The following is a 9,391-nucleotide window of genomic DNA, read 5'->3' as shown; positions in this document are numbered from 1 at the left end:
GGCCGCTGGACCCACGGCGGCGGACCCGCTGACCGCCGCATCCTCGACGTTCTCTGCCTCATCGCCCTACAAGCCCTCAGCGGCCGCGTGGAGGCCGATACCCGCCGCCTGGCCCTGTTGGCCGGCGTCGGCCGCGAGACGGCACGCACGGCCCTACAGCGCCTCGCTGAGGACGGATGGATCGCGTGCGTCCGCGCAGCCGATGGCCCGCACGGCGCGCACTGGACGATCGACCCGAGAGCGGTTATCCCCAACATCTCATCAGAGGTCGGTCACAAGCGGACCCGCGCCCCGCAGGGGCCGGGGCCGCAAGATCAACTCCCCCCGATCGAAACCGGAGCTGCTGAACGTACGGCCCTCCTTGCGACTCTCACCACGAGGACTACCACTGCCGCTCACGACCTGTTCACGCTCGGACGACCAGCGCTCGGACTCCACGCCGGCAACACCTACGCCCGCACCAGCTCAGACCCCCAGAGCCTCGACGACCTCGCCCGCGCCATCGGAGACACCCCCGCCCGAACCGCTCTCACTCTCGACCGCCTCACGTCGGCCGGTGTGCTCGTGCGCACCCGTGACGGTTGGCGTCGAGCGGCCGCCGATCGGTGTCGAGCCGCTGCCGTTCGCGCCGGCATCGACGGCCGCCTGGCCGAGCGCGCCGACCGCTACAGCGTCGAGCGCGAGCTATGGGCGTGGTGGCGAGCCGAGGACACGTGGATGAGAGCCCCCCGACGTACCAGCTCGAAGCGTCGACCAGCTCGCGGGCAACTCGCTCTCGTCGTCCCGATCATCGAGAGCCCCGACGCCGGCACCCACGCCTACGGACCCCACCCGCGCCGGCCTGACGGCCGGCTGGACTGGCGCGAAGCGCGCCGCATCGTCCAGGACGAGCGCGGCGGCGTCGCCCACCGGCCGAGGCCGCCACGAATCGAGCCCTTCGAAGCCGGCGCGAACGTGGAGACGCCGTGGGTCGATCCCGGCTATTGCACCCACGGCATGACCGTGGGTGTCCGGTGCCGATACTGCGGCGGCCCGGCCGTCAAGGAAGAACCCCACACGACCCACAGGCGCGTCGCCTAGCAGCGAGCCGGCACACGAGGACTCCCCGCCCCCAATGTGCACAGCCCAGCTATCGCCGGGCTGGCCTGCACACAGTGGGGACGGACGAGCTGCACAAGCTGCACGAGCTGCACCAGGTGGCCGACCTCCGGCCGACCAACGAGAGCTGCGCCCTCGCGCTCCCCCGCGGCCCTGCGGGCCGTGCTCGACGCCCGCTGCGCGGTCGACTCCTTCCGCGCCTGCGGCGCTCGTTCTTTTACCGTGGAGCCTTCGGCAGCATACGTTCGGTCAACCTGCGTGCAATCGGCTGCGCCGACGCCTCCCCCGAGATTTTCGGCACGCGGTCGCTGCGCTCCCTTATTTCGCGCCGAAATTCTCTCCGCCGCCGCCCCAAGGGGTTGCACTCCGGCCGCCCTCTCTAGCGGCGACAAGTCGCCTCCACGGCAAAAAAACGTGGGGGAGGGCAGGAAACAAGCCCTAACAGTACTGATACCGGTGGAGGTAGTGAGATGGTTCGCAAGGTCAAGAACACCAAGAGCCCCGAGGAGCGTCGCGCCGAGGCCGAGGCGCTGCAAGCCACGATCGCAGAGCAGGTCGAGGCGCTGCGCGAGTCCGAGACGTGGGCGCGGTTCCTCACGTTCGCGCAGTCGTTCCACCGCTACAGCCTGGGTAACCTGCTGCTGATCTTCTCCCAGTGCCCCGAGGCGTCGCACGTTGCCGGATACCGGACCTGGCAGAAGCTCAACCGCCAGGTGCGCAAGGGTGAAACCGGCATCCGTATTTTCGGCGGCCGCGAGGTGCGCGAGACGGTCGAGAACGAAAAGACCGGCGAGGACGAGGAACAGCGCCGAGTCCGGTTCTTCCCCGTGTCCGTGTTCGACATGGGACAGACCGACCTCATCGACGAGGAAGCAGGCGACCCGGCCGACATCGCCCGACCGCTCAGCGGTGACGACGCGGCGGGCATCTTCGACGCCGTAGCCGACTACCTCACCGGCAAGGGCTGGACCGTCGAGCGCGAGCAGATCGCCGGAGGCGCGAACGGCTACACCACCACGGACGGCACGAAGCGCGTCGCCGTGGATGCCGACCTCTCCCCCGCCCAGGCAGCCAAGACCGCACTTCACGAAGCCGCACACGTGCTGCTGCACACCGACGAAGACCCCGCCGAGTACGTCGAGCACCGCGGCATCAAGGAGACCGAGGCCGAGAGCGTCGCCTACATCGTCGCCGGGATTCTCGGACTCGACACCAGCGACTACAGCGTCGGCTACGTCGCAGGGTGGAGCAAGTGCGACGCCGAGACGATCAAGGCCACCGCCGCAAACGTGCTGCGCACCGCGCACACCCTGGCCGACGCCCTCACCGAGACCGAGGACGCGGCCGCCGAAACCGAAGCCGCATAACCCGCCTCAATAGTACTGTTACCGTTGCATTTGTGTAGCGGTAACAGTACTATTAGAGGTAACCAATCGAGGAGGAGCCATGCCGAACCAGACCGCCGAAACCGTGACCATCACCACCCGCCCATGCATGTTCTGCCATCAGGTGAGCGCCGTCGACGTCACGCCCGAGCAGGCCGCACAGATCGAGGCCCGCTCCCCGATTCAGCTCGTGCTCCCCGACGCCGAGCCCGCCGCCCGCGAGCTGCTGATATCCGGCACGCACCCGAGCTGCTGGGCCGAGGCGTTCGGATAGACCGGCCACAACCCCATAACCCCCAACAGTACCGTTAGTACCACTAGAGTTAGGATCGGCCATGACCGCCCACACCGGAGACCTGAGCCTCACGCTCGCAGACGGCACCGAGCTGCACGACCGAACCGACGTCGGCCTCGCGCGCCAATGGGCCGAGCGTGAGCACGGCCCCGAGGCGTGGGCCGCCCTCAGCTTCACCGGGCAGAGCATCGAGACGGCCGCCGCCCTCGACGGGCTGCGCCGAGCCCTCGACCAGGGGTAGCGTGCACCCCGTCAGCTCCCCGCCGTCGCCCGTCGCCCCCCTGCCGGGCGGCGGCGAGGGGGCGGACCCCCTCACACTCCCCCAGGCTCACGCGCGACGGAGCGCGCCCGAGCTGATCGACGGCCGCTCCGCGGCCGGCTGCGAGGGCCTGACGGCCCGTTCTTTTGCCGTGAAGCCTTCGGCAGCGTACGGTCGGCCAGCCTGCACGCTAGTGCTTTCGCGGCATATCCTCCCTCGCTGCGCTCAGTCCGGTATTCCACGGTCACTAGCGCTACGGCCGCCCTCCCTAGCGGCGAATGAATTCGCCTTCACGGCAAAAAAACGTGGGGGTGGGAGGATTTGGAAATGGAAGCGCTAACCGTCTACACGACCGGCCCGGCGTGCGGGAAGTGCCGCATGACCAAGATGATGCTCGACAACAAGGGCGTCCCCTATCGCGAGGTCGATATCACCGAGAACCCCGAGGCTCGCGCGTACGTCACCGAGGAGCTGGGATACACCGTCGCGCCCGTTGTCGTCGTCGACGATGAGGACCACTGGTGCGACCTGCGCCCGGACCACATCGACCGGATCGCCGCACGCATCCAGGCTTGACAATAGCCACCCCTAACAGTACTGTTAGTACTACAAGAGTTGAGAGGAACCACTCATGACGCACCGCGACCTCACCCCGTACGACACCGGCGACCGGCTGGAGCCGCAGCTCTGGCCCACGGGAGAAGCTGACACGTTCGGCCGAGTCGACTTCGACGACGACGAGTCACGCACCGTCGCCACGGCGTACATCGCCCGCGAGGGCAGCGCCTACGTGCTGCACGTCGTGAACCCCAGCGACGCACTGACGGTCGCCAGCGACCACGGCCGCGTGCTCGCGCTCGACGAGGACAGCATGAGCGGCATCGAGGAGCTGCTGAGCATGGCCGCGCGCGGACGCGCCGACTTCGAGCACCAGGCCAGCTACGGCGACTACACCGCCGAGGATCGCGCCGAGGCCGATCGCCGTTGGGTGCTCGCCCAGGCGGCCGCCGAGACGCTGCGCACCCACACCACCCGTTAGACACCCCCAACAGTACCGTTAGTACTGCAAGAGTTGAGAGGAACCAAACATGGCAATCATCATCGTGAAGCGACTGGCCGACTTGCAGGCGGGGGACACGCTGCTGAGCCTCGACGGCCGCGCCTACCGCACCCCGCTCTGGGTCACCGACCCGCTGGGACCGATCGAGGAAGGATCGCCCGTGCAGGGCGTCCGTGTCGCCAACCCCAACCCCAACAGCAACGTGGAATGGGTGTTCTACCCGTCCCAGGTCGACGGCCACACCTTGGAGGTCGAGCGCGACTAAACCCCTTGTGCCACCGTTACCCCCTACAGTACTATTAGAGTTAGATCGACAGGAGCCACGCCATGAACAAGGACCGCCGCCGCAGGATCGAGGAGATTCGCGGGCAGCTCGACACGATCCGCGAGGCAATCGACGAGCTGGTCGACGAGGAGCGCGAAGCGTTCGACAACATGCCGGAGAGCTTGCAGGAGAGCGAGCGCGGCCAGGCATCGGAGCAGGCGGCCGACTCGCTCGATTCCGCTCGCGACGCCGTCGACGAAGCGCTGGGCTCGCTCGAAGAAGCAGCCGAATAGCCCAACGAACCAACCCCGCAGTATCCACATCGAAAGGAAGCACGTCATGAGCTACATCACCCGCACTGGAAACCTTGCCGCGACGCCCGAGCTGCGACAGGGGGAGCGCGGCGCGTACACCTACGCCCGCGTGCTCGTCAGCGATCGCATCCGCCAGGATGACGACACGTACACCGATGGCCCCACCGTGGCCTACGACGTCGCCGTGAGCGGATCGCAGGCAACCGCACTCGTCGAGGCGGCCGAGCGCAGCGGCAACATCCGCGTCACGTTCGCGGGCCGCTACCGCGTTACCGAGTACAAGGGCGAGCAGGGCACCCGCCTACAGCACGAGGTCCGCGCCGATGAGGTCGCCGTCAGCCTCCGCGGCCAGAGCGTCACGGTCGAGCGCAACGCCCGCGCCGAGGACGGCGACACCCCGTTCTGACCGGGTGAGGGGCGGCCATTCGGTCGCCCCTTTCACGCCGGTAACAGTACTCTTAGACCTATTGGAGGTAACACCCATGACCGCTCAGATTTTCGCCCTCTGCAACCAGAAAGGCGGCGTCGGCAAGAGCACGACCGCGTTCCAGCTCGCCCGCGCCGCGGTGCTCGCCGGACGCCGCGTGCTCGCCATCGACCTCGACCCGCAAGGCAACTTCACCAGCAATGCCACCGCCGAACCCGTCGACAGCGCTCAGGCCGGTATCGCGGACGTGCTCAGCTCCCGCGCCCCCGAAACGATCCGCGACGTCACTGTGCCGGGAGTATGGCCTGGACTCAGCGTTGCACCCACGCCGAGCTACGCAACGTTGGTCACCGTGCGCGACGAGCTCACGATTACCCAGGTCGGGCGCGAGGTCCGCCTCAAAGACGCGTTGGCGCTCGTGGCGGACGACTACGACCTGATCTTGATCGACTGCCCCCCATCGCTCGATGCCCTCACGATCAACGGTCTGACAGCCGCTCAGGGCGTCGTCGTGGTCACCGAGGCGAAGAAGTGGAGCCTTGATGGGCTCTCGCAGCTCCTCGCCACAATCGAGGGAGTCAAGAGCTACTACAACGCCGCGCTGCGCGTTGCCGGGATCATCGTCAACCGCCACGAGGAACGAACCGTGAGCGCCCAGCAGTGGCTTGCCGACCTCGAATCCGTGGCCGCAGAACGCGAGCTGCCGTTGCTCACTCCCACCATCCCGAAGCGCGTCGTCATTTCGGACGCCACCGAGTCATCACGCGGCCTCGACGAATGGCCGACAGCCGAGGCGACCGCACTCGGAGCCATCTACGCCGCCCACCTCGCCAGTATCGAAGGAGAACCCTCATGAGCCGCCCCGAACGCCGCATGTCCAGTCTGACCGGCGCGAACCCCGTCGCGCCGCCGGCTCCTGCAGAAACGCAGCCGGCCCCCGCAGCTCAGCCCGTCGAGGTCGCCGTGCCGGCAGAGCAGCCGGCGACGCCGCCGGCCGATCTGGCCATCGGCAAGCCCGGCCAGGGAAAGACGACTAAGCAGCCCGGCAAGAAGTACCCGAACAAGGTCAGCTTCTACCAAGACCCCGAGGACACCGACCGCATTCGCGGCGCGATCCTGCACACGATGGTCAGCGAGGGAAATCGCACCCTCAGCCAGTTCATGCAGAAGGTCTCAATGGCCGAGGTCGAGCGCCTGGAAGCCCTCTACAACGGCGGTAAGCCGTTCCCGTCCGTGAAGCCCGGAGATCTGCCCCAGGGCGCCGCAGCACACGACCAGGGCGGGAGCTGACCCCATGCGTACGCGCGCGATCGCCGCGGTGGCCCTGACGGCACTCCTCGCCGGGTGCTCGTCGACCGCTGCGCCGTCGACCGCGAGCGTCGAGGTCGGAACCGGCCTCGAGTTCCAGGTGCAGATCGCGGCCACCGCCGAGCAGCAGCGCGACGGCCTCAGTGGCCGCGCCGAGCTGTCCGAGGGTACCGGCATGCTGTTTCAGTTCGACGGCGCGGCCGAGCGCCAGGTGTGGATGGCCGGAATGCTGATCCCGCTCGACGTCGCATGGATCGTCGACGGCCAGGTGCTCGCCGTCGACACGCTGCAACCGTGCACGACCGAGCCGCAGGACGAGTGCCCGCAGTGGACGTCACCAGGCGCAGCCGACACGCTTCTAGAAGTACCCGCCGGAGCCCTCGACGGCATCGAGCCGGGAACACCCGTCACCATCCGAGAGGACACCCCATGACCCGCCTGAACGCCGAGGCGCGCGCGACCCTCCGAGCCGAGGGACTAGGGCCGACCGCATGGGCGAAGCTGCACGGCTACGCCTCCGCCGCTGAGTGGCGCGGCGACGAGTGCGGCTGCACCGACGATCGCTGCATCGGCTACCACCACGACGCCGAGGAGGAGTGCGGATGCCTGCCCGCGCTCATCGAGGAGCACCGGAAGCGGGAGCGCGCCAGCGAGGCCGGGCGGACCGTCTGGGCGGCGCACGCGCGCGCGCTCGACACCGGCAGCGACGCCGACCGCTCAGCGGCCGACGAGCTGGCCGCCGCATGGATCGCGGAGTACTACCCCGGCGCGATCGCACACTCCCTCATCGAGTCCCCGAGGGGCATCACGTACCGCAACCAGTGGAACGACACCACGTGGCTCATCTACGACGCCGAACGCGCGCACGTCGTGAGCGAGCCCGTCGACGCCGCCCGCTAACGATCGTTAGTGAACTGCAGCAGGACCCGCGCTTACCTGCAGCTCAGAAAACGTGTCTCAACTGTTGTTCAGAAAACTGCTCGAAATCAAGACTCGGGAAAGAGTTTCGAAATGAACAGGGGTTCTGACACCTTTTCGGGCGGAGCTGAAAGTTCGGCTGGGTAGGTGGCGGTGCTAAGCCGTTTCTTGTTTGGGGAGGATGATTCGATCGAGGATGATCAGGCCGGCTGCGGCGACTGGGACAGCGACCAACGCGCCGAGGACTCCGCCGAGGCTTGCCCCGGCGAAGGCGGCGATGATGACGAGTGCGCCGGGGACTGCGACTGCTTTGGCCATGACGCGTGGCGATAGTACGTAGGCCTCGAGCTGCATGTAGATCAGCAGCACGATGGTCGCGATTAGTGCGGCGCCGGGGCTGACGGTGAGGGTTACGAGCACGGCGATCGCGGATCCGAAGACGGTTCCAACGACGGGGATCAGCGCACCGACGAATGCGATGACGGCCAGGATGGTGGGTGCTGGTGTGCCCAGGATGCTCATCAGGACAAAGGTGAACAGCGCATTGATCAGCGCGAGCGTGACTTGGCCGCCGACGTAGCGGCCGACCGACTGGAGGATTTCTTCGCTGAGTTCGATGAAGCGAGCGCGCTGCGAGCGGGCGACGAGCCGATAGGCCTTTGCTTTCATCGCGGGGAGGGTGAGGGTGAAGTAGATGGTGAGGATGCTCACGATGATCACTCCGGTGACACCGTCGATGATGCCCGTGCCGACTTTCAGCAGTCCTCCGCCCACGGCCAGCAGCTGGTTTGGGTCGCTGAGAAAATTGGTCACTTGGGCGAGTACTGCGTGGAGGTCGACGGATGCGCCGATGTTCGTGCTGACCCAGATGAACCATTCCTGTTGTGGCAAGTCGCGGCCGAAGTCGAACAATTGATCCCCGAGAATTGTGACCTGTTCGGTTGCTGAGGGGATGAGTGTGAAGACCAGTCCGACGATGGCGGCCAGGAATACGAGCCCGAGCGCGATGGTTGCTGCCCACCGCGGAAAGTGGCGTCGGGTTACCAGCTGAATGACCGGGTCGAATGCCAGCGACAAGAACACGGCGATACCGATGTAGATCAACACCGTCGCCAGTGTGGATACCGCTCCGAGGATTGACAGGCCGATTCCCACGCCGATGGTTGCGACGATCGCATATTTCAACGGTTTACTCGGCAGGACCCCGCTTGGTGAGTGGTCAGCTCGACGGGGTGAATGCCATCGGGTGTGGACGCGGGTACTGGGTCGGTGCGGACGTGCTCGGGGGCGTGAGGGTGCGGTGGGCATGCCGTTACCGTTTCGTATCGGGGGAGGTGGGGACTGCTGCGAGTTCCCGCTGTGGCTGAGTGTGGCGTGGCCCGAGAAGGATCCACACTGCGGGCAGGCCCGTCGTGGCGGCGAGCGTGTAGGCGAAGTCTTCGATGGGTACTAGGCCGACGGTTAGTCCCAGGAGGTGGCTCGGTGCGTAGTCGACGATGCCGGCGGCGATGATGAGGTTGTCGAAGACCACCGTCTGCAGGAGGACGATCACTGTTGTCCGGACGAGTCCCACCCAGCGGGCGGTGATGCCGCGCCGGACGAGTCGCCGGTGTGCGAAGAACACGACAACAGCGGTGGCGAAGAGGAAGCCGGCATTCATCACCGTGTAGGTCATGGTGCTGGGCTCCGGCGTTCGCTCCTGGTGAACCACCCGTGCAAATTCATCGTGACGTAGATCAGCAGAGTAAGGAAGACCAGTTCCTCCACGGGGAATTCGGGGGCGAGGTTCACTCCGAGAACGAACGGCGAGTGGCCCTTGAAGAAGACCCCGAGGTGGATTCCGACGAGGTCCCATGCGATGAAAAACGCCAGCCCCAGCCCGAGAGTGCCTGCGGCGCGGCGCCAGTCACGCCAGAAGAAGAGGTGCCACCGCTGGTCGAGGAGGACCTGCCCGAGCACGCTGACAAGGAGGGCGGCGAGGTAGATCCAGCTGAGCACTAGTGGGCGGCACCGAGCTCGACCAGGAGGACACCGCCGATGATGAGCGCGATACCGGCGGCCA

Annotated in this window: 15 protein-coding genes and 1 pseudogene; 13 read left to right on the top strand and 3 right to left on the bottom strand. The window is 66.8% G+C overall.

The window, feature by feature from the left end; translation table 11 throughout:
- The 13 genes and pseudogenes from V7E09_RS11380 to V7E09_RS11320 all read left to right on the top strand — a co-directional run.
- Positions 1–1,080: pseudogene (locus V7E09_RS11380) on the top strand (hypothetical protein); the annotation flags it as partial.
- 488 nt (positions 1,081–1,568) lie between these two features.
- Positions 1,569–2,465, top strand: a complete 897-nt coding sequence (locus V7E09_RS11375) for an ArdC-like ssDNA-binding domain-containing protein (protein WP_218714142.1) — start codon at positions 1,569–1,571, stop codon at positions 2,463–2,465.
- A 79-nt stretch (positions 2,466–2,544) separates the two neighbouring features.
- Complete coding sequence (locus V7E09_RS11370) at positions 2,545–2,757, top strand: hypothetical protein (RefSeq protein WP_324523408.1); 213 nt, start codon at positions 2,545–2,547, stop codon at positions 2,755–2,757.
- A gap of 61 nt (positions 2,758–2,818) precedes the next feature.
- On the top strand, positions 2,819–3,019 hold the full coding sequence (locus tag V7E09_RS11365; protein WP_324523407.1) for a hypothetical protein: 201 nt from the start codon (positions 2,819–2,821) through the stop codon (positions 3,017–3,019).
- Positions 3,020–3,364: 345 nt separating this feature from the next.
- On the top strand, positions 3,365–3,613 hold the full coding sequence (locus V7E09_RS11360) for a glutaredoxin family protein (protein ID WP_218714259.1): 249 nt from the start codon (positions 3,365–3,367) through the stop codon (positions 3,611–3,613).
- Positions 3,614–3,668: 55 nt separating this feature from the next.
- Positions 3,669–4,076, top strand: coding sequence for a hypothetical protein (locus tag V7E09_RS11355; protein WP_324523406.1), 408 nt, complete (start codon positions 3,669–3,671; stop codon positions 4,074–4,076).
- Between the two features lie 49 nt (positions 4,077–4,125).
- A complete protein-coding gene (locus tag V7E09_RS11350) occupies positions 4,126–4,362 on the top strand; it encodes a hypothetical protein (protein ID WP_218714232.1) in 237 nt (78 codons plus the stop codon).
- Between the two features lie 62 nt (positions 4,363–4,424).
- Positions 4,425–4,655, top strand: coding sequence for a hypothetical protein (locus V7E09_RS11345; protein WP_218714231.1), 231 nt, complete (start codon positions 4,425–4,427; stop codon positions 4,653–4,655).
- A gap of 46 nt (positions 4,656–4,701) precedes the next feature.
- A complete protein-coding gene (locus V7E09_RS11340) occupies positions 4,702–5,082 on the top strand; it encodes a single-stranded DNA-binding protein (protein WP_218714230.1) in 381 nt (126 codons plus the stop codon).
- Between the two features lie 76 nt (positions 5,083–5,158).
- Positions 5,159–5,959: a ParA family protein gene (locus V7E09_RS11335; protein ID WP_218714229.1), complete on the top strand. Its 801-nt coding sequence runs from the start codon at positions 5,159–5,161 to the stop codon at positions 5,957–5,959.
- Positions 5,956–6,393 carry a ParB family protein gene (locus V7E09_RS11330; protein WP_324523405.1) on the top strand — a complete coding sequence of 146 codons (438 nt, stop codon included), beginning with the start codon at positions 5,956–5,958 and terminating at the stop codon, positions 6,391–6,393. Before V7E09_RS11335 ends, V7E09_RS11330 begins: the two co-directional genes overlap by 4 nt.
- Positions 6,394–6,397: 4 nt before the next feature.
- Positions 6,398–6,844 carry a DUF192 domain-containing protein gene (locus V7E09_RS11325; RefSeq protein ID WP_324523404.1) on the top strand — a complete coding sequence of 149 codons (447 nt, stop codon included), beginning with the start codon at positions 6,398–6,400 and terminating at the stop codon, positions 6,842–6,844.
- Positions 6,841–7,311: a hypothetical protein gene (locus V7E09_RS11320; protein WP_324523403.1), complete on the top strand. Its 471-nt coding sequence runs from the start codon at positions 6,841–6,843 to the stop codon at positions 7,309–7,311. The genes V7E09_RS11325 and V7E09_RS11320 overlap by 4 nt, the downstream gene beginning before the upstream one ends.
- A 174-nt stretch (positions 7,312–7,485) precedes the next feature.
- Here the strand turns inward: V7E09_RS11320 and V7E09_RS11315 are convergent, their stop codons facing one another.
- The 3 genes from V7E09_RS11315 to V7E09_RS11305 form a co-directional block, all read right to left on the bottom strand.
- Entirely contained in the window at positions 7,486–8,514 is a 1,029-nt protein-coding gene (locus tag V7E09_RS11315; RefSeq protein ID WP_218714185.1) for an AI-2E family transporter, read from the bottom strand.
- Positions 8,515–8,641: 127 nt separating this feature from the next.
- The gene (locus V7E09_RS11310; RefSeq protein WP_218714186.1) at positions 8,642–9,004 is read right to left on the bottom strand and encodes a lycopene cyclase domain-containing protein; all 363 of its coding nucleotides are present in this window, start codon (positions 9,002–9,004) and stop codon (positions 8,642–8,644) included.
- Positions 9,001–9,327 (bottom strand): lycopene cyclase domain-containing protein, encoded by a 327-nt coding sequence (locus tag V7E09_RS11305; RefSeq protein ID WP_218714187.1) that lies wholly within the window; start codon positions 9,325–9,327, stop codon positions 9,001–9,003. Before V7E09_RS11305 ends, V7E09_RS11310 begins: the two co-directional genes overlap by 4 nt.
- Positions 9,328–9,391: the final 64 nt, after the last annotated feature.

The organism is Propioniciclava sp. (assembly GCF_036744435.1).
GTDB lineage: Bacteria > Actinomycetota > Actinomycetes > Propionibacteriales > Propionibacteriaceae > Propioniciclava.
Note: the sequence above shows the minus strand (reverse complement) of the source record. Positions and strands in the feature narration are given on the sequence as shown.

Excerpts from the sequence above, each read along its gene's own strand:
- V7E09_RS11375 (WP_218714142.1), top strand. The coding sequence starts at position 1,569 with ATGGTTCGCAAGGTCAAGAACACCAAGAGCCCCGAGGAGCGTCGCGCC.
- V7E09_RS11370 (WP_324523408.1), top strand. The coding sequence starts at position 2,545 with ATGCCGAACCAGACCGCCGAAACCGTGACCATCACCACCCGCCCATGC.
- V7E09_RS11365 (WP_324523407.1), top strand. The coding sequence starts at position 2,819 with ATGACCGCCCACACCGGAGACCTGAGCCTCACGCTCGCAGACGGCACC.
- V7E09_RS11360 (WP_218714259.1), top strand. The coding sequence starts at position 3,365 with ATGGAAGCGCTAACCGTCTACACGACCGGCCCGGCGTGCGGGAAGTGC.
- V7E09_RS11355 (WP_324523406.1), top strand. The coding sequence starts at position 3,669 with ATGACGCACCGCGACCTCACCCCGTACGACACCGGCGACCGGCTGGAG.
- V7E09_RS11350 (WP_218714232.1), top strand. The coding sequence starts at position 4,126 with ATGGCAATCATCATCGTGAAGCGACTGGCCGACTTGCAGGCGGGGGAC.
- V7E09_RS11345 (WP_218714231.1), top strand. The coding sequence starts at position 4,425 with ATGAACAAGGACCGCCGCCGCAGGATCGAGGAGATTCGCGGGCAGCTC.
- V7E09_RS11340 (WP_218714230.1), top strand. The coding sequence starts at position 4,702 with ATGAGCTACATCACCCGCACTGGAAACCTTGCCGCGACGCCCGAGCTG.
- V7E09_RS11335 (WP_218714229.1), top strand. The coding sequence starts at position 5,159 with ATGACCGCTCAGATTTTCGCCCTCTGCAACCAGAAAGGCGGCGTCGGC.
- V7E09_RS11330 (WP_324523405.1), top strand. The coding sequence starts at position 5,956 with ATGAGCCGCCCCGAACGCCGCATGTCCAGTCTGACCGGCGCGAACCCC.
- V7E09_RS11325 (WP_324523404.1), top strand. The coding sequence starts at position 6,398 with ATGCGTACGCGCGCGATCGCCGCGGTGGCCCTGACGGCACTCCTCGCC.
- V7E09_RS11320 (WP_324523403.1), top strand. The coding sequence starts at position 6,841 with ATGACCCGCCTGAACGCCGAGGCGCGCGCGACCCTCCGAGCCGAGGGA.
- V7E09_RS11310 (WP_218714186.1), bottom strand. The coding sequence starts at position 9,004 with ATGACCTACACGGTGATGAATGCCGGCTTCCTCTTCGCCACCGCTGTT.